The sequence below is a fragment of the Streptomyces filipinensis genome (assembly GCF_014649495.1).
GTDB classification, from domain to species: Bacteria; Actinomycetota; Actinomycetes; order Streptomycetales; family Streptomycetaceae; genus Streptomyces; species Streptomyces filipinensis.
In genome coordinates this window covers 368,824-393,988 of sequence record NZ_BMTD01000005.1, presented here as the reverse complement: position 1 = coordinate 393,988, position 25,165 = coordinate 368,824, and the positions used below count along the sequence as shown (strand labels likewise).

General features: G+C 70.9%; 22 protein-coding genes and 3 pseudogenes. 15 read left to right on the top strand and 10 right to left on the bottom strand.

The window, feature by feature from the left end; translation table 11 throughout:
- Positions 1-13: 13 nt before the first annotated feature.
- Positions 14-1,135 carry an IS630 family transposase gene (locus IE244_RS15110; protein ID WP_191874022.1) on the top strand — a complete coding sequence of 374 codons (1,122 nt, stop codon included), beginning with the start codon at positions 14-16 and terminating at the stop codon, positions 1,133-1,135.
- A 29-nt stretch (positions 1,136-1,164) separates the two neighbouring features.
- Here the strand turns inward: IE244_RS15110 and IE244_RS15105 are convergent, their stop codons facing one another.
- Positions 1,165-2,052 carry a TIGR03619 family F420-dependent LLM class oxidoreductase gene (locus IE244_RS15105; RefSeq protein ID WP_191874021.1) on the bottom strand — a complete coding sequence of 296 codons (888 nt, stop codon included), beginning with the start codon at positions 2,050-2,052 and terminating at the stop codon, positions 1,165-1,167.
- Positions 2,053-2,562: 510 nt separating this feature from the next.
- Between IE244_RS15105 and IE244_RS15100 the strand changes: the two genes are divergently transcribed.
- The 3 genes and pseudogenes from IE244_RS15100 to IE244_RS15090 all read left to right on the top strand — a co-directional run.
- Positions 2,563-3,186 (top strand): LysE family translocator, encoded by a 624-nt coding sequence (locus IE244_RS15100; protein ID WP_229854121.1) that lies wholly within the window; start codon positions 2,563-2,565, stop codon positions 3,184-3,186.
- A gap of 80 nt (positions 3,187-3,266) precedes the next feature.
- On the top strand, positions 3,267-3,941 hold the full coding sequence (locus IE244_RS15095; RefSeq protein ID WP_191874019.1) for an HAD family hydrolase: 675 nt from the start codon (positions 3,267-3,269) through the stop codon (positions 3,939-3,941).
- 128 nt (positions 3,942-4,069) lie between these two features.
- Positions 4,070-4,710: pseudogene (locus IE244_RS15090) on the top strand (IS5 family transposase); the annotation flags it as partial.
- 163 nt (positions 4,711-4,873) lie between these two features.
- Here the strand turns inward: IE244_RS15090 and IE244_RS15085 are convergent.
- The gene (locus IE244_RS15085) at positions 4,874-5,827 is read right to left on the bottom strand and encodes a hypothetical protein (protein WP_191874018.1); all 954 of its coding nucleotides are present in this window, start codon (positions 5,825-5,827) and stop codon (positions 4,874-4,876) included.
- Between the two features lies 1 nt (position 5,828).
- Entirely contained in the window at positions 5,829-6,227 is a 399-nt protein-coding gene (locus IE244_RS15080; protein WP_191874017.1) for a hypothetical protein, read from the bottom strand.
- Positions 6,228-6,294: 67 nt separating this feature from the next.
- On the opposite strand from IE244_RS15080, the gene IE244_RS42785 reads away from it, so the two are divergent.
- A complete protein-coding gene (locus tag IE244_RS42785) occupies positions 6,295-10,311 on the top strand; it encodes a CHAT domain-containing protein (protein ID WP_191874016.1) in 4,017 nt (1,338 codons plus the stop codon).
- 148 nt (positions 10,312-10,459) lie between these two features.
- Here IE244_RS42785 and IE244_RS15070 read toward each other — a convergent pair.
- Positions 10,460-11,002: pseudogene (locus IE244_RS15070) on the bottom strand (recombinase family protein); the annotation flags it as partial.
- Between the two features lie 366 nt (positions 11,003-11,368).
- On the opposite strand from IE244_RS15070, the gene IE244_RS15065 reads away from it, so the two are divergent.
- The 3 genes from IE244_RS15065 (at position 11,369) to IE244_RS15055 (ending at position 12,616) form a co-directional block, all read left to right on the top strand.
- A complete protein-coding gene (locus IE244_RS15065; protein WP_191874015.1) occupies positions 11,369-11,794 on the top strand; it encodes a pentapeptide repeat-containing protein in 426 nt (141 codons plus the stop codon).
- Between the two features lie 64 nt (positions 11,795-11,858).
- Positions 11,859-12,095, top strand: coding sequence for a hypothetical protein (locus IE244_RS15060; RefSeq protein ID WP_191874014.1), 237 nt, complete (start codon positions 11,859-11,861; stop codon positions 12,093-12,095).
- A 35-nt stretch (positions 12,096-12,130) separates the two neighbouring features.
- Positions 12,131-12,616, top strand: a complete 486-nt coding sequence (locus tag IE244_RS15055; protein ID WP_191874013.1) for a hypothetical protein — start codon at positions 12,131-12,133, stop codon at positions 12,614-12,616.
- Positions 12,617-12,746: 130 nt separating this feature from the next.
- On the opposite strand, the gene IE244_RS15050 is transcribed toward IE244_RS15055, so the two are convergent.
- Complete coding sequence (locus IE244_RS15050) at positions 12,747-12,983, bottom strand: DUF8825 domain-containing protein (RefSeq protein WP_191874012.1); 237 nt, start codon at positions 12,981-12,983, stop codon at positions 12,747-12,749.
- A gap of 179 nt (positions 12,984-13,162) precedes the next feature.
- Here IE244_RS15050 and IE244_RS15045 point away from each other — a divergent pair, with 179 nt between their 5' ends.
- Positions 13,163-14,455: a PP2C family protein-serine/threonine phosphatase gene (locus IE244_RS15045; protein ID WP_191874011.1), complete on the top strand. Its 1,293-nt coding sequence runs from the start codon at positions 13,163-13,165 to the stop codon at positions 14,453-14,455.
- 205 nt (positions 14,456-14,660) lie between these two features.
- On the opposite strand, the pseudogene IE244_RS15040 reads toward IE244_RS15045, so the two are convergent.
- Positions 14,661-15,653, bottom strand: a pseudogene (locus IE244_RS15040) (aminotransferase class I/II-fold pyridoxal phosphate-dependent enzyme); the annotation flags it as partial.
- A 531-nt stretch (positions 15,654-16,184) separates the two neighbouring features.
- Here IE244_RS15040 and IE244_RS15035 point away from each other — a divergent pair.
- Together IE244_RS15035 and IE244_RS15030 are read left to right on the top strand one after the other, a co-directional pair.
- Positions 16,185-16,826, top strand: a complete 642-nt coding sequence (locus tag IE244_RS15035; RefSeq protein WP_229854120.1) for a hypothetical protein — start codon at positions 16,185-16,187, stop codon at positions 16,824-16,826.
- A gap of 154 nt (positions 16,827-16,980) precedes the next feature.
- Positions 16,981-17,964 carry a potassium channel family protein gene (locus IE244_RS15030; RefSeq protein WP_191874009.1) on the top strand — a complete coding sequence of 328 codons (984 nt, stop codon included), beginning with the start codon at positions 16,981-16,983 and terminating at the stop codon, positions 17,962-17,964.
- 427 nt (positions 17,965-18,391) lie between these two features.
- Here IE244_RS15030 and ku read toward each other — a convergent pair whose 3' ends face one another.
- Both ku and IE244_RS41975 read right to left on the bottom strand, forming a co-directional pair.
- Positions 18,392-18,997 carry a non-homologous end joining protein Ku gene (gene ku / locus IE244_RS15025; protein WP_191874008.1) on the bottom strand — a complete coding sequence of 202 codons (606 nt, stop codon included), beginning with the start codon at positions 18,995-18,997 and terminating at the stop codon, positions 18,392-18,394.
- A gap of 78 nt (positions 18,998-19,075) precedes the next feature.
- Positions 19,076-19,237 carry a hypothetical protein gene (locus tag IE244_RS41975; RefSeq protein WP_229854142.1) on the bottom strand — a complete coding sequence of 54 codons (162 nt, stop codon included), beginning with the start codon at positions 19,235-19,237 and terminating at the stop codon, positions 19,076-19,078.
- On the opposite strand from IE244_RS41975, the gene IE244_RS43155 reads away from it, so the two are divergent.
- Both IE244_RS43155 and IE244_RS42780 read left to right on the top strand, forming a co-directional pair.
- The gene (locus IE244_RS43155) at positions 19,163-19,525 is read left to right on the top strand and encodes a SpoIIE family protein phosphatase (RefSeq protein ID WP_373305747.1); all 363 of its coding nucleotides are present in this window, start codon (positions 19,163-19,165) and stop codon (positions 19,523-19,525) included. The two genes, IE244_RS41975 and IE244_RS43155, sit on opposite strands and share 75 nt — an antisense overlap.
- Positions 19,450-19,647 carry a SpoIIE family protein phosphatase gene (locus tag IE244_RS42780; protein ID WP_191874006.1) on the top strand — a complete coding sequence of 66 codons (198 nt, stop codon included), beginning with the start codon at positions 19,450-19,452 and terminating at the stop codon, positions 19,645-19,647. The genes IE244_RS43155 and IE244_RS42780 overlap by 76 nt, the downstream gene beginning before the upstream one ends.
- Positions 19,648-20,063: 416 nt before the next feature.
- On the opposite strand, the gene IE244_RS15010 is transcribed toward IE244_RS42780, so the two are convergent.
- Both IE244_RS15010 and IE244_RS15005 read right to left on the bottom strand, forming a co-directional pair.
- A complete protein-coding gene (locus IE244_RS15010) occupies positions 20,064-22,409 on the bottom strand; it encodes an ABC transporter permease (protein WP_191874005.1) in 2,346 nt (781 codons plus the stop codon).
- Positions 22,406-23,149 carry an ABC transporter ATP-binding protein gene (locus IE244_RS15005; protein WP_191874004.1) on the bottom strand — a complete coding sequence of 248 codons (744 nt, stop codon included), beginning with the start codon at positions 23,147-23,149 and terminating at the stop codon, positions 22,406-22,408. Before IE244_RS15005 ends, IE244_RS15010 begins: the two co-directional genes overlap by 4 nt.
- 129 nt (positions 23,150-23,278) lie before the next feature.
- Here IE244_RS15005 and IE244_RS15000 point away from each other — a divergent pair, with 129 nt between their 5' ends.
- A complete protein-coding gene (locus IE244_RS15000; protein WP_191874003.1) occupies positions 23,279-24,157 on the top strand; it encodes a sensor histidine kinase in 879 nt (292 codons plus the stop codon).
- A gap of 44 nt (positions 24,158-24,201) precedes the next feature.
- Positions 24,202-24,966, top strand: a complete 765-nt coding sequence (locus IE244_RS14995; RefSeq protein WP_191874086.1) for a response regulator transcription factor — start codon at positions 24,202-24,204, stop codon at positions 24,964-24,966.
- Positions 24,967-25,165 lie beyond the last annotated feature (199 nt).

Genomic DNA, 25,165 nt, shown 5'->3' with positions numbered 1-25,165 from the left:
CGCCGGAGGTGTGATGGCCGAGCCTGTGCGAGTGCGCCGGCTGACCGGCCAGGAAGGGCAGAAGCTGCAGCAGATCGTGCGCCGGGGCAGTACCAGCTCGGTGCGCTACCGGCGGGCCATGATGCTGCTGGCGTCCGCCGGCGGGAACCGCGTTCCGGTGATCGCCCAACTGGTCCAGGCCGACGAGGACACGGTGCGGGAGGTGATCCACCGGTTCAACGAGATCGGCCTGGCCTGTCTGGACCCTCAATGGGCGGGAGGCCGTCCCCACCTGCTCACTCCTGACGACGAGGACTTCGTCGTCCAGACGGCCACCACCCGCCCCACCAAGTCCGGCCAGCCCTTCACCCGCTGGTCGATCCGCAAACTCGCCGCCTACCTGCGCCGCGTCCACGGACGCGTCATCCGCATCGGCCGGGAAGCCTTACGGTGCCTGCTCCGACGCCGCGGCATCACCTTCCAGCGCACCAAGACCTGGAAGGAATCACCCGACCCCGAACGCGACGCCAAGCTCGACCGCATCGAGCACGTCCTGGAGCACTTACCAGACCGGGTCTTCGCCTTCGACGAGTTCGGCCCTCTGGGGATCCGGCCCACCGCCGGCTCCTGCTGGGCCGAACAAGGCAGGCCCAACCGGCTTCCGGCGACCTACCGTCGCACCCACGGCGTCACCTACTTCCACGGCTGCTACTCCGTCGGTGACGACACGCTGTGGGGCGTCAACCGCCGCCGCAAAGGCACCGCCAACACCTTGGCCGCGCTGAAGTCGATCCGCGCCGCCCGGCCCGACGGCGCCCCGATCTACATCATTCTGGACAACCTCTCCGCCCACACCGGCGCGGACATCCGCCGCTGGGCGAAGAAGAACAAGGTCAAATTGTGCTTCACCCCGACCTACGCCTCCTGGGCCAACCCGATCGAGGCTCACTTCGGACCGCTACGGCAGTTCACCCTGGCCAACTCCCACCACCCCAACCACACCAGCCAAACCCGGGCTCTGCACGCCTACCTTCGATGGCGCAACCACAACACCCGCCACCCCGACGTACTCGCCGCCCAGCGCAAGGAACGCGCCCGCCTCCGCAGCGAGCGGGGCATCCGCTGGGGCGGACGCCCCCTCGACGCAGCAGCTTGATCGTCTCGGGGACCTTCCCAGCCACGCCATCAGGTGAGTCGCGGGGTGACCTCGGCTGCGACCCACTCCATCGCCTTCCCGACATGCTCAGCCGCGACTGGCAGCCACAGGGTGCAATCGGTGAGCCCTGCCTCGGCGAGCTGCTCGAGGTCGTCGGCGACGCTCGCTGCGGTGGGCACAGCGCCCCCGAGTGGTCGTCCCGGTGGGGCAACCGCCGCGGGGATACCGGGCGGAGTGAGGAACGCAGCTGAAGCCAGTGTCATGCGGTCAGCGATTCCCCCGCCGCCAGCGAGGGCATCCAGGCGGCGCCGGACGTCGCTGACTTCCACGGCGTCGGCGCCGGTGCCGTACCAGCCGTCGCCGAACCGCAGCAGCCGGCGCAGGGCTGCGTCACTGCGTCCGCCGACCCACACGGGCGGACCGCCAGCAGTGAGCGGAGGCACTCCCAAGTGCGCCTCACGCAGTGTCGTGAAAGGCCCGTCGAAGTCCGCGGGCCGTCGGGTCCACAGGGCCTTGGCGGCGGCGAGGTGGTCGTCGGTGCGTGCACCGCGTTCACGGGCGGATACGCCGACGGCCGCGAACTCGTCCGGGTTCCAGCCCGTGCCAACGCCCAAGATCAGGCGGCCGCCGGACACGACGTCCAGGGTGGCCGCCTGGTTGGCGAGCACCAGCGCCGGGTAGTACGGCGCGACGAGTACGGACGTCAGCAGCCGCAGGCGCGTCGTCGCCCCTGCGACGGCCGACAGCAGAACAAGCGGGTCCGTGTCGAGGCCGAAACCGCTGTCGAGGAGGCGGTTGCCGACCGCCACATGATCGAAGCCTAATTCTTCGGCGTGGCGTGCGGCGCGGAGCACGCTGGCTCCGTCGTCGAGCGGCCAGCGCGGTTGCAGGGAGACGCCGAGGCGCAGCAGGGGCATGAGGTTGCCTTTCGGTTGCAGTCCGGTGGCGACACGACGATCACCTGACCTGTCGCCACACCCAACTCCCACACCACCCGTATTCATCCCGGCCGGGAGGCGGCGGATCGCTCGTCACCCGGTGCGGTGATCGCTGACCAACGCCGCGAACTCCACAACACGGTGAACCTTCCCGGTCACAGCACTAGGCGCGGTGGTGGAGCTCGGCAGCAAAGCCGGCACAGGTCTCGGAGATCATGGAGTCGTGACGCTCCGTGATCACCGGAGGGCCTGTACCTGTACTGCCGGCGTGACCGTAGAGACCCTCATCCCAATCGAGTCCAGACTGACCGGCTTACCCCATCGCTTGAGGCGCATCCCGGACACGCCATCGTGAGGTGCGATGCACAAGTCCGGAGTCGAATACCACAATTCCTGCCCGATATCGGGCAGGAATATGGACGACCCGCGGCTCCCCACCTAGGGTGATTGCTCATGATCACCCCAGACGCAATAGGCACTTTCGCCCTGATGGTGGGACTTCTCACGCTTACTCCCGGACTGGACACCACCCTCATCCTGCGCACCGCGGCGCTCGGACACCGACGTCGCGCCTGGGGCGTGGTCCTCGGCATCCAGAGCGGCACGCTGGTCTGGGGCGTGCTCACCTCGCTCGGAGTGACTGCACTGCTGACCGCGTCTCGCCTCGGGTACGAGGCTCTTCGCTGGGCCGGGGCCGCATACCTGGTGTGGATGGGCGGCAGACTGCTGTGGGCCACCCGGCGCCACTCATCGAGCCAGAGCCGGCCGTCAGCGGGGGCCCGGCGCGAGGGCGAGACCAGGACAGGGGCCGACGACCTCCTGCTCGGCGGATGGCGGCAAGGGTTCGTGACCAATCTCCTCAACCCGAAGATGGGCGCCTTCTATGTTGCGGTGCTCCCACAGTTCATCCCCGCCGGCGCCTCGCACCTCGCTCCAGGCGTGCTCCTGGCTGGTGTGCACATCCTCCTGGCCGTCATCTGGGCCTGCGCGCTGATCGCCTTCGCGCACGCGCTCCGAGACCGCTTGCAACGGCCCTCGGCTCGCCGCTACCTCGACCGCATCACCGGCACGGTCATCGCCGCCTTCGGCATCCGGCTCGCGCTCGGACAGTAAGGCACCAGGCGACGCAACCGCAGGCGCTCCGACAGCCGCCGAACGGGCACCTGCGCCACCTGAAGCGAAAGGACATCTGCATGGGCACGCTCCTCACCAGCGCCGAGGCGGTGGTCTTCGACTGCGACGGCTTGCTGGTCGACACGGAAACGTGCTGGACCGTTGCGGAAACGGCCATCTTCGCAGCACACGGCCACCCCTTCGGCCCCGAACAGAAAGCCCTGGTCATCGGCCGCACCGTGGAGGACGCCGGCGAGGCCATAGCCGAATACCTCGGACGCCCCGGCGCCGGCGCCGAACTCGCCGCCGAACTCCTCGAAAGGGTTCGCAAGGAACTGGCCCGGGGCGCCGCAGCCCTCCCCGGGGCAGCGGAATTGCTGCGCGCCTGCCGGGCAGCCGTACCCGTCGCTGTCGCCAGCAACAGCCCCCGGGAACTGCTGGACATGGCACTGTGGTCGGCCGGCCTCGCCGACTACTTCACCCACACGTTCGCCGCCGACGAAGTGCGCTCCCCCAAGCCCGCACCAGATCTCTACCTCACGGCATGCGAGACGCTCGGTGTGCCCCCGAAGTGCTCCGTCGCGTTCGAAGACTCGGCCACGGGCATTGCCTCAGCGCGCGCTGCCGGGCTCTACGTCGCAGTCGTACCGTCCCTTTCAGGAGCCGACCTCGACCACGACTGGCTGGGCACCAGCCTGGCCGAACGCGAACTGCTGGAGTGGGCCGGGCAACTGGGAGATGGCACGGTCCGCTGACCCACTCATCCTGGTGCGCACGAGCGGGGCCTGCGGCGAGTCGACGAACGCTGCTCTCGGTCGCACAGATAGAGGGCGGCGGACGCCAGCAGATGGGGATTGCGACGCTCTGTTCATCAGGGAGACCTGTGCCCGCGCTGCCATCATGGCTGACCGAACCGCTGTGGGACCAATTCACCGCACTGCTGCCGCAACGGCACGAGTTCGATCCGGCCCACCCGTTGGGCTGCCACCGACGCAGCGACAGGATCGTGTTCGACAAGCTCCTGCAAGTCCTTCGCTTCGGCTGCTCCTACGAGGCGATTGCGGACTCCACTTGCTCGGCCACCACGATCCGCAACCGCCGCGACGAGTGGATACATCTGAAGCTGTTCGCCCGGCTGAAGCAGATCGCGCTCGACGCCTACGACCGCGTCGTCGGCCTCGTCGTCGACCAGATCGCCGTGGACGGCGCCATCACCAAGGCCCCCGGCGGCGGTGAAGCGGCCGGACGCTCACCGGTCGACCGGGGCAAGCAGGGCATGAAGCGTTCAGGCATGACCGACGGCTACGGCATCCCCGTCGGCCGTGTCCTGGCCGGCGCCAACTGTCACGACTCGCCGCTCCTGGCTCCAACTCTGGATCGTTTACCCGACTTGGACCACTGCCCGACGAGATCACCGTGCACCTCGACGCCGGCTACGACTCGGCCAACTCTCGCGCCCTGCTCGGCGAGCGAGGGCTGCACGGCCGGATCGCCCACAAGGGGACCAACGCACCAGTCCAGGCAACCCACCTCTTAATGGCGGCCAGACCTTTACCCCGCCGACGAACGGCCCAGTAATCCATCACCTGCTGCAAACGCTGCCGGTGGTCAGCAAACCAGTCGTCCGGAGGACACCTCGTACGGCCAGGGCGGTCGACCGTCTCCCCCGCCGCCCGGCCGGCGCTGACTACTGGGGTTCGTGGGCCGTCAGGTCGATGAGGTGACGCTTGCCCTGCAACAGGCAGGTGACCTCCCAGCCTGTGCGCCTGCCGACGACCCCCTGGGCGGGCACGTGCAGGCGCTCGGCCAGTTCGGCGACGTACACGTGGACCGACGCCTCGATGAGGGCCGCGTAGGCGTCCACACCGCTGCGGATACGAAGCCGGGCGGTGACGTACGTGGCGACGGCCAGAGGCAGCGCGGGCCACCACCAGACCGCGAGGACCGCGTACAGGACCGCCCAGGCCACCAGGGTGGTGGCCCGTTCGAGGGCTTCGCGGGCCGTTTCGATCTGCTGGCGCGGGGCGTCCGGGAGGAGCTGCCACAAGGCGGGCCACACCGTGGCCAGGTCCAGGTCCAGGTCGCGGGCGAGGCGCAGGGTGACCGCGTGCATCCGGTCACCGGACCAGGTGGGCCGATGGGGCTCCTCGGGCGAGACGCGGGCCACGGCGAGCCGGGCCGGCCCCAGGTCCGTCCCGCCGCCAGGCGTGCCGGAGGCCAGCAGCTCACCGGAACGCCGCCGCTCCCGCTCGTACGCAGCCACGGCACCGGCGCGCCGCTGCCGGCGCCTGGCCACCCGCCACCGCGCGAGGGCACGCAGCGGCCGGGGCCAGGAGCCCCAGTCGGCCGCGAACCACAGGCGCTCCACGAGTGAGCCGAGCGTCTGGGCCACGAGGCCCACGGCGGCGGCCAGCAGCGCCACGACCAGGAGGAGCACCGCGAGCCGTGCTCCGGCTCCCGCACCGGGCGCCGGGCGCCACGCCTGTGCCTCGCCGACCAGGAGGTCCAGGTCGACGGCGTGGGCGTGGCCGAGCGTCCAGGCGGCGAAGGCGGCGGCCAGGAACAGCGCGCCTGGGAGCACCAGCAGGGACATCCACCGCTCCGTCAGGCGTTTGCCCAGCTCCGTCAGCAGGCCGCCCATCTCAGCCCTTGACCCAGCGCAGCGGAACCCCGCCCATCCGGCAGCGCGGGGCCTCCCGCATCGTGGGCTCCGCCCACTCCACGCGTGCGCAGGCGCCCAGGGGGCAGAGGAAGGCGACATCGGCTTCGGCGGCGGCCCCCACGCCGACGGGCCCGGGCTCGGGGACCGTGCGGGCGCTCGCCCCGTAGGCGCCGCGCGCGTCGCCGTCCGCGCGAACGATCCGGTCGATGGCGTCGAGCGGCGTCGCGGGGTCCTCGTTCCCCTCGACGACGGCTCGCTTCAACCGGTCGAGTTCCTCGGTCCGGCCCAGTTCGGCCAGGTGTTCGCGCAGCGCGTCGAGGTGTTCGCAGACGTACGACAGGCCTCGCCTGACCCTTGCGGTCGATTCTTCCTCCGTCATCCCGACTCCCTCCGCGCACTGGTGCTTTCAGGGCATCATGCATGAATGGGGCGGCGGTAGAAGTTAGTTGGGGGCGACTGTGGTGGGCGAGCCGGGCCGGGAATCACGTGACGAGCTGCTGGCGCGGGCCGTGCGGGCCCTGCAGACGCTGGGGGCGGGGCCCTCCCCCGACCCGGACCCCGCCTTGATGGCCGACCTGGCACGGCTGGTCGCCGACGATCCCACGAACGAGCAAGTCACGGCTGTCCTCGGCCATCTGTATTGGCACCGGTACGAACGGCACGGCGCGCAGTCCGATCTCGACGACGCGGTGCGTATGCTGGCTCCGCACTTCTTCCCCGAGCGGATGTTCCTCATCCCCGACGGTCTCAGGACGGAGATCGCGGACGCGTACAGCACGCACGTGGACACCCAGCTCGCCCAGGCCCTCACCGGCGAGGGCGACGTCGGAGAGAACCTGTCCGAGCTCGCCGCATGGTGCTGGTTCCTGCTGGAGCACGCCGACCGGGACAACGACCAGTACGGCGTCCATCTGGGCGGCTTGGGAACGGTGCTGTACGCGCGGTACGACGTCCTGGGCGACGTCACTGCTTTGTTACAGGCCATCGGCCTCCTGAGCCGGGCCGCGCGGGTCACGCCGGCCGGCCACCCGAGCGGGCCGGGCATCCGGGGCAACCTCGCCATCGCCCTGGCCCGTCGCCACGGGCTCACCGGATCCGCTAACGATCTGCGTAGCGCGTTCGAGGCGTGCGTCCTCGCACTGCGGGAGCCCCTCACCACCGCTGGCCGGGACGGTCTCATGGGGATGCTCACCTCGTTGCTGCGGGACCGGGTCCTTCGTGCGCGGGCGGAACACCGGTGGGACGACGTGCTGGCGGCGGGCCGCGCGGTCCTGGACTTCCCCGAGTTGCGCTCCTACGCGCGGGAGGCGGTGGCGGAAGGCCTGGAGGAGCGCTTCACGACGGGCGCCGACAGGGCGGACCTGGACGAGGCGATCCGGCAGTGGACGGCGCTTCAGCGCGAGGGGCCAGACACATACACGGTGCACGAACGTGCGTACGTGACGATGAGGCAGGCCCACGCCTACTGGCTGCGGTACCAGCGCGATCAACGGCCGGACGATCTGGACGTCGTGGTCGACGCCTACGAGCAGGCGCTGGCCCTCATGCCCGACGACGACATCACCCTCCGCTGGGACCTTCTCCGTAAACTGGCCATCGCCCGCCTGGAGCGCATCGAGCGGCAGCCTGCCGCCGATGACGTGGAACGGGCCGTCACGGTGGAGCGGGCCGTCACGGTGATCCGTGCCGGACTGGCCGACCGGGACGGCCACCAGGCGCCGCCCCACCTCCGGGCCGTCCTGACCCGGGCGCTCCCCCGGGCCCTGTGGTTCCGGTACGTCCTCTCGCGCCGGCCCGAGGACCTCGACGAGGCCGCTGAGCTTCTGGGTTCGGCCGCCGTCCGCGAGGTGTCCTCGGCCGACGGCGTGCTGTTGTTCGGCTGGCTGGCCGCCCAGGTGCACCGCGCCCGGTACCGCGCAGGCCAGGGGCTCGACGCACTCCGGGAGGCGGTCGCCGCCTGCCGCATGGCGCTCGGGGCGGCCCCGGACGTCCATCCCGCACGCCCCGATGTGCTGGTGCAGCTCGGCATGTCGCTGGTCTACCTCTACCAGCACACCGGGGACCTCGCCGCGTTGGACGAGGCGGTCGACCGCGACCGCGAGGCCGTGCGCGCCGTGGGTGAGGACCAGCTCCACGGCCCCGTCGGGGTGGACGCCCTGTACCACCTCGGCACGGCCCTGGCCGAACGGGGCGCCCGCACCGGCAGCCTCGACGACCTGAACGACGCCGTGCGGACGCTGCGGCGGCTGCACGCCACTGCCGCTGCCATCAGGACCCGGGAGCTGCACGGGCTCGGTTTCGCACTCCATCAGCTCTTCGACCGCACCCGTGACTCCACACAACTGGACGAGGCCGTGGACCTGCTGCGGCGCGCGGTGGAGTCGTGCGAACCGGACGAATCCGAGACGCCGATCGTGCTGTCGGGGCTCAGCAGCGCGCTCCTGCGCCGTTATGACCACAGCGGCGGACCGGCCGATCTGGACGAGGCCCTCGTGCACGCACGGCGCGCCGCCGACGCGGTACCGGCGAACGATCCGGTCGCGCTGCCGACGCTCACCTCTTTGGTGGGCGCGCTCCTGGAGGAGCGGCGGCGAAATCCCGAACGGGTCGATGTGGACGACCTCGTCGCCCTGTGCCGACGCGTCGTCGACCTCGCACCGCCCGACCACGCCGCCCTCGGGATGTTCCACCACAACCTGGGGATCGCCCACAAGGAACAGGCCGAGGCGACCGAACCGGACGCGATGTTCCGGGCGTTCAGCGAGCTCACTGACAGGACGGTGATCCCCTTCAGCATCGTGGAGGCCGTCACCGATCTCGAAAAGGCGGCCGGCAGCGAGACCCTCGCGGCATCCCATCGCATCCGCTCGGCACAGGCGGCCGCGGTCACGCTCTATCCCGTGGACGTGCTGGCCGCTCTCGAGCTCCTGGAGTACGCAGTCGAACTGATCCCCCTCGCCGCCCCGCGCCGGATCGCGCGGGCCGATCAGCAACACGCGGTGAAGGACCACTCAGCCCTGGTCACCTTCACCGCGGCCGCGGCCCTCGACGCGGGTGAGCAGCGGCACCCGGACGTGCCGTACCTGCCCCTCCTGCCGTACGCCGCGCGCAGCGCCCTCCAGAGCCTGGAACAGGGGCGCACGGTCCTCCTCAGCCAGATGCTGGACACCCGCGGTGACATCTCGGACCTGCGGCAAAGCCATCCCGGGCTCGCCGACCGCTTCGTACACCTGCGCAACCTCCTCGACAGCGAGGACGACGGGACCCTGGACCGCCCCCGGGCCGCCACCGAACTCACGGCCACGATCGAGGAGATCCGCGGCCTGGAGGGCTTCGCCTCGTTCGCCCGGCCGCCGGAGCCCGAAGCGCTCCTCGCCACGGCGGAAGCGGGACCGATCGTGGTGTTCAACTGCGCCGAGGCACGCTGCGACGCCCTCCTGGTCACCAGCGGCGGTGTGCGGCACCTGCCGCTGCCCCGCCTCACGCACACGGAGCTGACCTCACAGGCCGACCTCTTCCACCACACGCTCGCCGTCGTCGCGGACCCGGAGACCGACTGGCCTGCCCAACGGGAGGCGCAGCGGACCCTGAGCGGCATCCTGGGGTGGCTCTGGGACGTGGCCGCGGAGCCGGTCCTGCTGGCGTTGGGCATCGGCCCGGGTTCCGGGCGCGGCGGCGAGCCGCCCCGTGTGTGGTGGTCCCCCGGCGGCCTGCTGGGCTCGCTGCCGCTGCACGCCGCCGGGCACCACGCCGAATCCGCCGGGGGCGGTGACCGTACGGTCCTGGACCGGGTCGTGTCCTCCTACACGCCCACGATCCGTGCCCTGCGGCACGCCCGACGCCCGCGGCCGGCCGGTGGCGGACCCGGGTGCTCGCTGATCGTCGCCATGCCGGCCACCCCGGGTGCCCCTCCACTGTTCGGGGCCTCAGAGGAGGCGGACGCGGTGGCGGCGGTGCTGCCGGACCCGACGGTCGTCACCGGTACGGCCACGCGGGCGGCGGTCCTGGCCGGGCTCATCGACGCCCGGGTGATCCACCTGGCGTGTCATGCGGTCACCGATGCCGTCGATCCCTCGCGCAGCCGACTGCTGCTGTGGGACCACGAGACGAGCGCGCTGACCGTCGCCGGAGTCGCCTCTGTGGCGCTGGAGCGGGCCGAGCTGGCCTATCTGTCGGCCTGCCGGACGACGTACACCGCCGCGTCGGATCTCCTGGACGAGGCCATCCACCTGACCAGCGCGTTCCAACTGGCCGGTTTCCGGCATGTGGTGGGCACGCTGTGGGAAGTGGACGACGTGATCTCGGCGACGGTGGCGAAGGGCTTCTACGCGTCCTTGTCGGACGCCGAGGGCCTGCACTGCGCCCGCTCCGCGGCCGCGCTCCGGACGTCGGTCCTGGCGCTGCGCGACGAGTTCCCCGGCACCCCGTCGCTCTGGGCCGGGTACCTGCACGCGGGCGCCTGACCCACCCCCGGCCCCACCCGCCACAGCCACCGCTCCAGCGAGTGCTCGACGAGGTGATCGTGTTCTTCGGCTGCGCAAGCAGGGCGCGAGCGGGGCGCACAGGGTCCTCCGTCATGGCGGGCGGGCGGCCGAGGCGCTCGCCCCGTGCCCGTGCTGCCGCTAGGCCCTCGTGGGTGTCCTGCACGATGCGCTCTCGGATGAACTCCGCCAGCGCGGCGAACACGTGAAACACCAGGCGGCCGCCTGGGGTCGTGGTGTCCAGCGCTTCGTGCAGCGACTGGAAGCCGATCCCGCGCTTCCGCAGGCCGGAGACGAACGCGATCAGGCCTTGGATCGAGCGGCCCAACCGGTCGAGGGAGGGCACCACCAGGGTGTCCCCGGGCCGGAGGTAGTCCAGGCACTTCCACAACTCCTCGCGCTCCGCGTTCTTCCCTGACTTCTTGTCGGCGAAGACCCGCACGCAGTGCGCCGTTTCCAGCACCGCGATCCGCCGATCGAGCAACTGCCCCTCGGTGGACACGCGCGCGTACCCGAACCGGGCTCCGGACGGCGGAGGCGCGGGCGCGTTCGAGTCTCGTGGTGTTCGGCTTTGGGCGCCTCCTCCGGGGTGTACCGCCACCGGCGGCCCGGAGTGGCGCCACAATCTCGCGGCCGCTTCCCCTAGGCAGAAGGTGTGAAGACTGCGCTCCATCTGCGGCGGACGAGTGCGCTCTGTCGGCGGCGGGCTCGCCGCACCTGCTTGGTTCCTGGGTCCTCGTCCTGAAGGGCGCCCTGGCCCTGGTGATCGGTCTGCCCTGGCTGGTGTGGCGAGGGCCGTACCTGCTCGACAAGGGGTACATTCGATACGGCCACGGTGGGTGAAGCCGGAGGTTCGGCCGCGCTGGTCACTGGCCTGCGCACCGCCCTCGTCGCGTGTGCGGCCGCGACCGGGGCCGGAGTGGCCCTGGTATAGACGATCCGCAACTACCGGCTGACCCGGCGCGGGCAGGTCACCGACCGGTTCACCAAAGCCCTGGAACGCCTCGGGTCCGACCAGAGATATGTGCGGATCGGCGGAGTGTTGGCGCTGGAGCAGGTCGTCCAGGATGCCCCCGAGCAGGCCACCCACGCCGCCCAGGTGCTGGGCCACTTCGTGCGCGACCGCGCTCCGCCCCGCCCAGGCTATGCCCCGGACGGCGAGCCGACCCCGACGGACACCTCGCTACCCACGATTCCGGAAGCAGATGTCCAGGTGGCCTTGACCTCTCTAACGCGTCCAAAATCGCGCGCGCACGTCGACCAAAGCGAAATGCTCTCCTTCGCAACCCTTTACCTTGCTGGCGCCCGCCTGTTCGGGGCGGACCTCACCCGCGCCGACCTGAGCTGGGCGAACCTTACCGATGTCCCGGGATTGACGCCGGAGCAAGTCAGGTCGGCGCGTATCAATGCCGAGACGGTGCTGCCGCCCAACATCAGGACGGCCGTGGGGCTCTCCACCACCTGAAGGAGCGCGGGGCTTCACCGACCGCAGCCGTACGGTCCGTGGTGGTACCGCGATGATGCGGGCCATGGAACGGGTGGAGGAGATCTCCGCCTTCGGCCTGGGGCGCGTGAACCTCTCCCGGGTGCCGATAGACCGGCTGTCCACGCTGGCCCGGTACGGGCAACTGAGCAAGGCGCAGACGATCGAGCTGGCACCGGAGCCGCGCCGGACCGCGCTGCTGACAACGGTGGTGCGCCAGATGGCGGCGCAGGCGGTCGACGACGCCCTCGACCTGTTCGCGCTGCTGATGGCGACCGGCTGATCAGCCCCGCCCGCCGGGCGTCGGACCGTGACCGGTTGGCCATGCTGCCGCAGTGGGAGAAGGCGGCCCGCGTCTTGGCGAAGGCGTCGAAGATCCTCACGGAGGAGCTGGACCCGGTCGCCGCAGCGGGCACGGACCTGGACGTCGCCACGCTGTGGGCGGCGGTGGAGGAGGCCGTCCCGCGTACTGCGGTGGCCGGGGCGGTCGCAACCGTGGAGGCCTTGGTGCCGGAGGACGACGGGTCGGCCGAGGCGGCGATGCGGGAGAAGCTCGCGCTGCGCTACAACACCGTGCGCCCGTTCCTGTCGCTGCTGGGCGAGTCGGATGCGCTGGACGCCGCCCCGGCAGGTCGGCGCATCCTCAAGGCGGTGGGCCGAAAGCGGCTAAGCGCCCCGATCCCCGGCCGCAGCCGCACCGCCCATCCCGCCCGTCCCTTCCTCCTTCACACCAGCCAAGGGAGATGGGCAAAGCAGCCGCAACGGGGATGTCAGCAGGCCGACCACGGCAAAACAGCGTGGTGACCTGCGCGGACACGGGGACCGTCCTGCGGGCCGCGCAACACCTAGCGCAACCCTGGGCGCAACCCCCAGCGCAACAGATAGGCGCAACCCTTGCCGCAACCTCGTGCTCCTGGTCGACCGGGGCGACCGTTCACGCGGCCCGGACGGCTCCGTGGGCGCGGGCGAGGTGGCGCAGCTCGGACCGTGCCGCCGGCGCCGAGGGGACGGTCTCCCAGTAGGGGTGCCACCACAGCCGGACGGACAGGAGCAGCAGGCGGCGGCGCAGGGCGGTGGTGTCGCGCGGGCGGGGTGCGGCGAGTGCCTGGTAGGTGGCGTTCCAGGCGGCTTGCGTCTGCACCAGGTCGTCGGGGAAGTCGGTCACGTCCATAGCCGCATTAGATCGCTTGTTCGAATTACGTGTCACTTCGGACACGCCCGGTCCGGCGCCGTGGTCGAGGGTCGCGCACGGCATGGTCGGGCCTGTGGTCGGCCCCACCGTGCTGGTCCGGCGCGCAGGAAGGCGGGTGGTGCTGTCGTCGCGGGCCAACGGGGAGGAAGGTGGAGGGCATGGGCGATGATCGAGGCGACAAGGCGCTGCTGGACCGGCTGACGTTGCTGGCGGATGCCCAGGCGGCGCTGGCCAGCACGCTGGACCTGCTGGAGGGGCTGCGGCGGGCGTGCCGGGTGCTGACCGGGCGGCTAGGGGATTGGTGCACGGTTGACCTGCTGGACGAGGGCGGCCGGCTGGAGCGGGCCGTCGTGGTCCACCGCACCCCCGAGGCGCTGGCTCCGAGAGGCTACGAGGGGCCGCTGCCGCCGGTACCGGAGGAGGACGGCGGGCCGCTGCCGCGGGTACTGCGCGGGGCAGGGCCGCTACTGCTCGCCGACATGCTCCCGCCCAGCCAGGCGGAAAACGCGCTGCACGCCCGGCAGCTGGAGTTGTTCGAGCAGTTGGGTGCCCGCAGCGCTGTCATCGCCCCACTGCGGTCCCGCCGCGAGGTCCTCGGCGCCCTGACCGTGGCCCGCACCGATGCCGACCATCCTTTCACCGAAGACGATCTCCCGCCGATGGAGGACCTGGTCCGCGGCCTGGCGCTGCAGGTGGACAACACGCGGCTGTACGAGCAGACCCGGCACATCGCCGAACGCTTCCAACGCGCCCTGCTACCCGAGCTGCCGCAAGTCCGCGACCTTCAGATCACCGCCCGCTACACCCCCGCGCAGGCCATCGCCCAGGTCGGCGGTGACTGGTACGACGCCTTCGTCCTCCCCCAGGGCGACACGGTCCTGGCCATCGGCGACGTGACCGGACACGACCTGCAGGCGGCGGTCGCCATGAGCGCGCTGCGCAACATGCTGCGCGGTATCGCCGTGGACCGCCAAGAGCCCCCGGGCGAGGTCCTGCGCCGGCTGGATATCGCCAGTCACACGCTGATCCAGGGGGCGACCGCGACGTGCATCTACTGCCTGGTCAAACACCGCGCGGAACAAGGCCCATGGGTCCTGCACCATTCCTCCGCGGGGCACCTGCCGCCGTTGCTGACCACCACCGCGGGCGACACCCGCTACCTGGAGACGGGCGCGGGACTGCTGATCGGCATGGATCCCGAGCACCGCCGCCCGACCGCCGTCGACGAGTTGCCCGGCAACTCCACCGTGCTGCTGTACACCGACGGACTGATCGAGCGCCGCGGCGAATCCCTCGACCACGGGCTGACTCGGCTGCGTCAGCACACCGCCGCCCTCGCCCGCGAACCCCTGGACGTCTTCTGCGACGAACTGCTGAGGGGGCTCGGCGCCGACAGCACCGACGACATCGCCCTGCTCGCCTTGCGCCCCACCCCACCGGCCGGCACCTGATCCGTCATGACAGCGCCCGGGATTTCGTGTTCCGTGGCGCCGTGCGATGAGTAGATCTTCACTGGCGTGCTTCCACGCGCCCGAGCACGCATAGGCCCCTCTGTTCCCTCATCGGCAGGTTCTGAACGACCGCCCACACCCGCATTCCCCCGGAATCGCCTGATCGCGAGTGCACTGTCCGGCCTCGCGTTCCTGGTTCAGCCGGTTCCATCCTCAGCTCGGCGGGCTTCGGAACATCCACGCGCGGGCCGGCCGGCAGATCCGGGGCCACGTGCGTCAGATCCTTGAGTGCCGTCAGCAGTTCCTTCGCGGTCTCCTGATCGTCGCCGTGGGTGATCTGAGCGCCGATCCGCCGATGGTCCGTGAGATGGGCGTCGATGCCGCGGTGTGCGCGCAGCCAGTCGGCCGCCTGGTAGCCGGTGGTGCCGAGCTGCGAGATGTCGATGATGACGGGCAGCGGGTCGAAGTCGTCCGAGGTCGGGCCCGCAGAAGTCGGCGCGGTCGTTGACGTGCAACCCGTCCATGTCCTCGATCGCGGACCGCACCTCGGCGGCCAGCTGCAGCGCCCCGTCCATGAGTGTGCGGCCGTGCAGGGCCATCTGGCGGCGCCATCCGTCCAGGCCGGCGTAGATGAGGACCGAGGGGCTTGTCGTGCCGAGCAGGTCCGCGCGCATCTTCAGCACCTGCGGTGGCACGAGTCGCCCTGGAGGTGGAAGACGGACCCCTGCTCCAGCCTGCTGCCCATCTTGTGGATGCTGGTCACGCAGATGCCGGCACCGGCGTCCATCGCCCACGTCGGCAGGTCGGGGTGGAAGGGCAGGTGCGCGCCCCAGGCCCTCGTCCACGATCAGCGGCACCCCGCGGCCGTGGCAGACCTCGGCCACCGCGCGCAGGTCCGCGCACGCACCGTAAGGGGTGGGGCTGGTGGTCAGCGCGCCCTTCGCGTCCGGATGCGCCCGGAAGGCCGCCTCGAACTCGTCCGCCGACGGCGGATGAGCGAGCGCCCGCTCCGCGTCCCAGCGCGGCTCCACCCGGACGGGTGTGATCCCCGACAAGACCAGGCCCGAGACGACCGACTTGTGGGCGTCCCGGCCGATCAGGAGCTTCTCGTGCCGGCCACCGCCAGCATGGCCGCCTTGACCGACAGCGAACTGCCGCAGGTGGTGTAGAAGGTGTGCTCGGCGTGGACCGCGTCCGCCGCGCTGACATGCGGCACGGGCGGGGCGGGCCGCCACGTAACCGGATCGAACGCGTCCCGGTCCCCGGCGGCGGCCGGGTCGCCCATTCCGCCCGTCCCCTACTCCGTCACCCAGCCAGGAGACAGAAGCGTTGACGTAGCGGCGCGCAGCGTCGGGGCTCCGAGGTCCGACGGCGGAGGCGAAGACGCCGGTGCGGGGGCTGCGACCCTGCGGGCGTACCGGTGGTAGGCGCGCCGAAGAGCGAGCCGAGGTGCGTATGTGCGCTCGAAGTACGGGATATGTACGGTCCAGCTCAGCCCGGTCAACGGTGGGGCGGCCGGCTATGGACCGCAAAGCTGCAGGTACTGGCAGCGGGCATCGGGGTAGATGCTGGAAGGTGCGCGGCGGCCGGCACCGGAAGGCAGTGCCAGGGCGACGTGCATTGTCCGTGGCAACGACCGGAAGGCCAGGCGGATATGGGGCGTACGCGCGCGGATGCGAGTACCAGGCATCCTCGTCATGAGCGCAGGGGAGAGGCGCGGCTGCCGGCGGTGGTCGCGACGCTCGCCGCGATCTTCCTGTACCTGCTGCTGCCGCAGCGGCTGCTGATCGCCCCTCGGTACGTGCTGCCCGCCCTGGAATGCCTGCTCCTCATCCCGCTCATCGCGATCAACCCCAAACGGCTGACCCGGCAGACCAAGGCTTTCCGCGTGCTGTCACTGACGCTCGTCGGGGTCATCGCGGTCAGCAACCTGGTCGCGCTGGCCATCCTGATCCATGAGCTGCTCTACGCCGGGGTGAAGGACGGCCGGTCCCTGCTGGTGGCCGCGCTGCAGGTGTGGCTCACCAACATCATCGTCTTCGGGCTGGCCTACTGGGAGCTGGACCGGGGCGGCCCGGTCAGCCGCACCCAGGTGCCCCGCTCCGCCCTGCCCCTGGCGGACTTCCGTTTCTCCCAGGACGAGAACGACGACGCCGTCCAGGAAGTCGCCGAGGGTGCCAGCGCCACCTCGGACTGGGTCCCCACGCTGATGGACTACCTGTACGTGTCCACCACCAACTCCACGGCCTTCAGCCCGACCGACACCATGCCGCTGTCGACCCGGGCCAAGGCCATGATGAGCATTCAGAGCGTCTCCGCCCTGCTGACCTCGCTCCTGGTGATCGCGCGGGCCGTCAGCATCCTGCACTGACAGCCCCCACGGGTACCGAAATCCTCCGCCCGCACGGCGTACGTGCCCCGCACATCCGACGTACCCCGCCCGGCCTCAAGGCGCCGCTTCCGTGTTGCTCCCCGATGCCCGGTGAGGACACTGAAGACAGGGCGAGGCGAGGGCAGGAGGTCTTGTGTGGCCGCCACGCGGTACGGGGCGGCGGGTGCTCCTGGCCGCGTCCGCCCTGCTGGCGCTGCTCGCCTGCGGTGTCGGCGGGTACGCGCGGCTAGGGTTCTCCCTGCCGGACGCCGTCTATCTGACGGTGATGACGCTGACCACGGAGGGGTTCTCCGGTGCCGACCGGCTCAGCGAGGCCGGCAAGCTCTTCACCGCCGCGCTGGCGGTGGTGGGGGTCGCGGTCTTCGTCGCGGTCCTGGGGCTGATCGGGACGGCACTGGTGGAGGGACGGTTCGGGCCTGCGGGAAGGAAGCGGCGGATGCAGCACCGCATCGACGCGCTGCGCGACCATTTCATCGTCTGCGCCTACGGGCGGGTGGGCCAGGCCGTGACCCGCGAGTTCGCGGCCGAGGGCGTCCCCTTCGTCGTGATCGAGAGCGACTCCGCCCTGGAAGAGCGGCTGCAGCGTGAACGCGCGCCCTACCTGATCGGCAACGCCGCCTCCGAGCAGGTGCTGCGCCGCGCGGGTATCGACCACGCCCGCGGTCTGGTGTGCGCGGTCGACTCGGACGCCGAGAACGTCTACATCACCCTGATCGCCCACTCCCTCAATCCCTCGCTCGCCATCGTCTCGCGGGCCTCGGAGGCGGCGTCGGCCGAACGCCTCACCCACGCCGGCGCGAGCAGCGTGGTCTCTCCCTACATCACCAGCGGCCGGCGTATGGCGTTGCTGGCGGTCCGCCCGCACGTGGTGGACTTCCTGGAGTTCACCCGGGCCGGCAGCTCCGACTTCCGGATCGAGGAGATCCGCTTCGACGCCGGCTCCCGCCTCGTGGGACAGCCCCTGCGCCAGGCGTGCCGGGGCGCGCTGCCCCTGCTGATCCGCCGCGCCGACGGCACCCTGGAGCCCAACCCCGATCCGGAGACCGCCGTACGGGCCGGTGACACCATGATCGTTTTCGGTGACCCCGGCGCTCTGCGCCCCATCGAGGATGAATAGCCGAAGCCGGTGGAGGGGGGACTTCCCGTCGGCCAAGGACGCTCGCGCAACGGCCGCGTGCACCGGTGTGTATCGGAACCCGCCCCCTTGGAGCCCAGCAGCGGAGCCACTCGCGAGGGTGCACGCCCTGCTGCCGTCCCCCACCTCAGGTTGCACCGGTTGTGCGCCTCGAGCGTCAAGTACCAGAACCAGCGGCCGGCCCCGTACCTGGCTGATACGGGGCCGTAGGCGGACGCGCCCACTACAGTGGACGCGTCTCCTCTGCGTCGAGTCAGATCCTGGCCGGGATCAGACTCGCTGCACGACGGTGTACGCAATCATCGCGAGGGCCGACAGGACTGCCAGGATGAAAGCGCACGTCAGCAGGGTGGTGAAATCAAGCGAACAACCGTGTCCGGGCGGCTGATGCGCATGTCGTCCACGCCGATCATTTCATGCACCAACACCTCCGCCAGTCGGCGCTCACGGTCGCTGAGCGGACGGCTGGGACCAGGTGGGCGAGCTCCCTGGGGTCGCGGATCTCATCGCGCCAACGCAGGGTCTGCAACAGCAGCATTCCGGTGTACGGCCGGAGCACTGCCCTGCGTTCGCGGCTACGGATCGGGGCCTTGGCCATGGCCACGAGCCCGGTCCGGGAGAGGACCTCTGCCCGCAGCGCGTACGGGCGCTCCGCCTCCGGCGCTGCGGGAGCGACGTAGTACGGCCGGTCGTAGCTGATCGGGACCACGCCCGCCGGCTCGATGAAGCCTGCCACCGTGATCGTGTGTTCGGTCGGCAAGAGCAGGCGGGCGAGGTCGTCCTCGGAGAGCGGCAGCATGCGGCCGTCGGGGAGGGCGACGCCGCGCCCGACCTCGGAATAGGGGATCTTTCGGCCCTCCGCGGCGCAGAAGCGGCGATGCCGCACGCGGCTGCCGTCAGCGGTGTGGATCTCGGGGAGCCGCATGGTGTGCTCTTCGGTGGCGGCGTACAGCTGGATGGGAATCGCGACCATTCCGAAGGCGATCGTGCCCGACCAGGTGGCTGTACCCCTCATGCCTTCAGCGTCGGCCGCCGCAGCTCCCACCGCATCCGGGAACGAGCCGCGGCAACAAGCTCCGGACGGGCGTTGCCGTCAGCGCCGGCGCAGTTCCTCCGCCCAGTCCCGGAGCCGGTCCGCCACGGCTTCCAGGCCGCTGTCGCGATGAGCCAGTACCGCTCGCTGCCGCGCACCATTGCCGCTTCCGGAGCGGGCATCGACAAGATCCTCGGCGAGTTCGACCGCCAGGTCACGCACCTCGGCCTTGACCGCCTCGCCACCTGCCTTCTCGCACTCATGGATCCCGGTACGGGCACCTGTACAACGGCCAGCGCAGGGCACCTGCCGCCCGCCGCCGTGCGACCGGACGGCAGCATCAAGGTCTGGTGGCTCCCGGCCGGACCGCCCATCGGCACCGGACTCGGTGGCTACGAATCGCTCACCGTACGAATGGACCGCGGCACCAGGGGATGCTCTACACCGACGGCCTGGTGGAACGACGCGGCACAGACATCGAACACTCGGTGCAGGCGCTTGAGACGCTGAGCCTTCCAGCGGACGGCCCTCTCGACGACATGCTCGACACGTTCCTGACCCGCCTGGCGAACGGTGCCTACGAGGACGACGTCGCCATCCTCGCCGCTCGCCAGCGCGACGGAGATGAATGACCCTCCCCGCTCAACCTTCGATGAGAAACGCTCAACCTTCGCTGCGTCAGAACAGCTCCAAAAGATGCCACCTGACAACCGCTGGCTCGCATTCGTCGGGTGCAGTTCCGGAGCGCGGTGGAAGGGATCCGGTGTGACGTGGAGGCTACCGGAACCGATGTTGAGCACTCCCGTGCCCGCGCCGGACTTGCGGCCGGGCTGGGCGGGCGAGCCCAAGTTATGGACAGGGTTTGAGATTGTCCGTTGTCCACGACGAAAACGGGGTCGGGCCCCTCATATGAGGGACCCGACCCCATACATGCGTTCAGTTCTGGCACGCGCACGCCGACGCGGTCGTGGCTTCCGACACGTGAGGCTGGGGCCGACGGAGGTCTCGTCTGACGCGTCGACGCCGTAGCAGGGACGACCGCCGGCCGTCACTCGGTGTGCAGGACGCGGGCGACGGTCTGCCGGGCCGCCGCACGCGCCGGCAGCACCGCACCCAGTGCGGCGATCGCCACCCCGGCCAGCACCAGCAACGTCATCAACCCTGGGTGCCACACGTCCAGCATCCGTGCAGGGAAGGTGAGTTGGGCCGCGTGCTCGGTGATCGGGATCACCACGTGGTACGCGGCGACTCCAAGCGGCAGTCCCAGGATCCCGCCGATGAGTCCGAGTCCGGCCATGGACACCACGAGCATCCCCGTGACCTGGCGTGGCGTCATGCCGATGGACTTGAGCATCCCGAGGTCGCGCTGGCGTTCCCGTGCGTTGAGTACGACGGTGTTGAACACGCCCATCGCGGCGACCAGCGTCAGCATCAGAGTCAGCGCGGACGCGGAGCTGATCACGGTCACGGCGTCCGCGTTCACCGTGGTGTTCTTCGTCGGGTACAGCCCCGGATCGGCGGCTTGTACGGCCTTCGCGTAGGCGCTGTAGTCGGCGCCGCGAGCGAGCCGCACCCAGTACTGGTTGGCCTGCGCGTCCGGTGTCAAAGCGGTCATCGTCGACCAGTCCGCGCGCATCCGGTCTTCCGGCCCGGCCAGGATCTCCCCGACCAGGGTCACGCGCTCCTGCCGGCCGTTCGCCGCGCTCAGGGTGAAGGAGTCGCCGAGGCGCAGCGCCTGCTTGGCGAGGAATCTGCCGGAGGCCACCACCTCGCCGGGCCTCCGCATCCAGCGGCCTCGCGCCAGGTCGTCCGGGAGCGTCGACCGCCCCCCGCGTACGCCCTCGACCGCCACGCCCTCACTTCGCCCGAGGATCCGTGCGTCGGTGAAGCCCACCGCGGCCACGTCCGCGACATGCGGCAGACCGCGCAGGAGCGTCTGTGTCGCGGTGTCGTCATGGTGCGGGGCGGTCTGATCGAACCTGGGCTGTCCTCGCCAGACGGTCGACTGCACCTTACCGACGCCCTGCATCGTGTGGCCGAAGGAGACCATGGTGGCCGACAGACCGGTGGTGAAGGTCACCGTCGCCACACCGAGCAGCACCGATGCGACGGTGAGCAGCGCTCGTCCGGGCCGAGCGAAGGGCAGGCCCAGGCCGAGGGTGACCGAGCGCGGCAGCCGGATCCCGCTCAGCCACCGCTGCACCGCCGGTCCCCGTCCGGCGTGCGGTGCACTGCCCGCGCTGACGGCGCGTGCCGCGGAGAGCCGGTGTGCGCGCAGGGCCGGGATCAGCGCGGCCAGCAGTACCGTCAGGGGCATGCCGAGCGCGGTGGTCACGTACGCCCAGGAGCCGATCGTCGGCTGCACGGTCGCGGTGCCGAGTTCCGCGCCCTGGAAGACCTGATGCAGCAGCAACGGGGCGACCATCCCGCCCAGGGTTGTGCCGGCCAGCGCGCCCGCCGTGGCGGGAACGCAGACCATCACCAGGTAGACCGTGACGACCTGTCGGGGCGTGAAGCCCAGGGACTTGAGTACACCGATGTGCCGGAAGCCGGAGACGACGGCGCCGCTGACCACGTTGCCCACGATCAGGACGGCCACCAGCAGGCCGAGGACCCCGAAGGCCAGGAGGAACGGCACGTAGACGTTGGGGTTGGCCGCGACCTGCGCCTTCAAAGTCAGGTACGACTGATGCGCGATCAGCGATCCGGGCGGCAGGCCGTCGCTGATGGCCGAAGTTTCCTCACTGATCTGCCGGGCTGTCGTGGCCCGGTCGAGCCGGTAGAGCATTTGGTACGTCGTGGGGTGCAGGGCCGTGATCTGCTGCGGGGAGACCCATGCCTGCGCGGTGCCGCTCACGCTGGAGGCGAGGCCCACCACGGTCAGGGGCCGCTGCCCGGGCAGCTGGATCCGCTTGCCGAGTGGCGAGTGCGGCCCGTTGCCCATCCCGGGCGCGTCCGGCAACGCCAGCACGATCTGGCCCGGTCCGGTGGCCCAGTGCCCGGCGAACAGGTCCAGTCGGTCGACGTCGCCACCGGGGTCCGGCCGCCCGACGACTGTCAGGGGGCCGGGCGCCGTTCCGGGCATCTGGGATGCCGCGCTTTCCGGCATGTCGATCACGGCTTGCGAAAACGGCCCGGCTGAAGCCCGTACACCCGGACACTTCGCGGTCCGCTCCAGCTCCGTGCCGGAGACCTTCGCCGCGTCGAAGGTGGCGACGACGTGCGCGCCGTGCACCTGGCCGAAGATCCGGTCGAAGGGACCGGACGTGACGTCGAGCAGCCCGAGGGCGACCACCAGGGCCGTGCTGGAAACGAGGACCACCACAGCGATCACGGAGGTCTGGAGCCGTCGGCGGCGCACGGCCGCGCGTGAGGCCCGCCACACCGCGCTCATGCCGACCGCTCCAGGGTCCGCTCGCCGGTGATCCGGCCGTCCGCCATCATCACCAGGCGGCCGGCACAGCGGGTGGCCAGTGTCTGGTCGTGCGTCACCAGCAACAGGGTCTGGCCCAGTTCGTTGAGGTCGATGAGCAGGTCCATCACCTGTTCGCCCGCGTGGCTGTCCAGCGCGCCGGTGGGTTCGTCCGCGAGCAGCAGCGCGGGTCGGTTCATCAGCGCGCGGGCCACCGCCGCTCGCTGGCGCTCGCCGCCGCTGAGCGCGGCGGGGTAGACGTTCCTGCGGTCGGCGATGCCGAGTTCGTCCAGGAGTTCCAGCGCCCGGCGCCGGGCCTGACGGGTGGGCGTTCCGGTGAGCTGGGCAGCCAGGGCGACGTTGTCGATCGTGGGCAGGTCGTCGATGAGGTTGAAGAACTGGAAGATCATGCCGATCCGGCGGCGCCGGAAGAGCGCCAGCCCGGTCTCGTTCATCGCGCCCAGGTCCTCGCCGTGCACACGCACCCGGCCGGTGCTCGGCCGGTCAAGGCCGGCGATCATGTTGAGCAGTGTGGACTTGCCGCAGCCGGACGGTCCCATCACCGCGACCGCCTCCCCGGCGCCGATCTCCAGCGACACCCCGTTCAGGGCGACGGTGTCGCCGTACTCCTTGCGCAGGTCGCTCACCCGGACGACGCCCTGCTCGTGCACGGCGGCCGGACCATGCTCCGCAGTCGTGCCGCTGATGTCTTCGGTGGTCATGACAGGGACGGTAGGCGGCGTGGGCAGCCACAAGCGTCAGCCCCCGGAGGTATCCCGCGGCGGCGGTCATCCTGGCGATGTACGGGGTGGGCCCGGAGAGGGACGCCCGTTCCTCGGCCGGCTGGCACGATGGACGACGTGTGGAGATCGGAGACGAGCCTGCTGCTCATCGCCCTGGTGACCGTGAGCCTGGCGGCGACCGGGGGCGCCACCCTGCTGCTGGCGCGCGCTCGCCGCCGCTACCGCAAGCTTCTGGAGGACCGGCGCTGGCTGCTGGAGCGCGAGCGGGAGGCTGCGGCCCGCACGGCGGTGGCGGCCGAGCGTGCCCGTATCGCACGGGAGTTGCACGACATCGTCAGCCACAAGGTCAGCCTGATGGTCGTGCAGGCGACTGCGGCCCGCGAGGTGCTCGCCGCCCTGCCGGACGCGGCGGAGACCGCGCTGCAGGCCGTGGAGGGTGCCGGACGCGATGCGATGACCGAGCTGCGGCACCTGCTGGGCCTGTTGGCGCCGTCGCCGGACGGCGAGGACGACCGGACCGAGCGCGACGACGAGGGCGCCCCCTCCGCACTCGCACCCCAGCCGAGCCTGAGCCAACTGGGCACCCTCGTCGACCGGATCGCCTTCGCCGGCCTCCCGGTCGAGGTGCGCATCTCCGGGGAACCGCGCCCGTTGCCGCCCGGCATCGACGTCACCGCCTACCGGGTCGTGCAGGAGGCGCTGACCAACGCGCTCAAGTACGGCGACGGCGGCACGGCGACCGTGATGGTGCGCTATGCGGACCACGGTCTGCGGGTCGAGGTGCTCAACAGCGGGCCAAGCGTTCTGTCCGCCGGCCCCGCGGGCACGGGAGCCCGATCCGGCCACCAGCGCCGGGACGACGGAGCTGGACACGGCCTGATCGGTCTGCGCGAGCGCGTCGCCGTCTACGGAGGCCACTTCGACGCCCGACGCCGCGTCGGAGGCGGGTACCGTGTCCGCGCACGCATCCCCCTGGAGCGCCCGTGACCCAGCCCGCCGCCGACCGCCGCGTCCCCCACGCCCCGGACCGGATGCCGAACACCCAGGAGCCAGGACCGGACCCGAGGAAGGAAGCCGTCGCCCCGCGGGTCCTCATCGCCGACGACGAGGAACTCATCCGAACCGGCTTCCGCCTCATCCTCACCTCGCGCGGCATTGAGGTCATCGGCGAGGCCGCAGACGGCGTACAGGCCGTCGCAGAAGCCGAACGGCTACGCCCGGACGTCCTCCTGATGGACATCCGCATGCCCAACCTGGACGGCCTGGAAGCCGCCAAGCGCGTCCTGCGGCTACTCCCGCACTGCCGGGTCCTCATGCTCACCACGTTCGACCTCGACCACTACGTCTACGCGGCGCTCGCCGCCGGGGCGAGCGGATTCCTGCTCAAGGACGTCACCGCCGCCCATCTCGCCGCAGCGGTGCGGCTGGTGAACACGGGCGACGCGCTGCTCGCCCCCTCGATCACCCGCCGTCTGGTCGAACGCTACGCGACCACCCGCGAGGCCGACCAAGCCGAGGCGGCTCACCGCCCCGCCACTGCGGCGACCGTGGACCGCACACCCCCGCTTCACCGCGACCTCGCTCCGCTAACACCCCGCGAACGCGAGGTGCTGGTGCTCATGGGCCGAGGCCTGTCGAACACCGAACTCGCCGACACCCTCACCCTCAGCGAGGCCACCGTGAAGACCCACGTCGCCCGGATCTTCGCCAAGCTCACCCTCCGCGACCGCGCCCAAGCCGTCATCCTCGCCTACGAGACAGGCCTGGTCACCCCCGGCAGCTCCACCGCCGAATGACACCCCTTCCCCTGCGAACGCCCGTGGATCAACTCGGCAACGAGCCGGTATGCCGGGCTCGTCACTGACAGATGATCAAGCACGGCGGCACGCTGGAGGAGTTCCTCGCCGATCCGTCCGTCAAGGGCCTGCCCGGCCTGGGGGGCTCGCCGGTCCGCGGCCGCATCGGCCGTCCCCGCCGCCCGACTCCCTCTTCGCC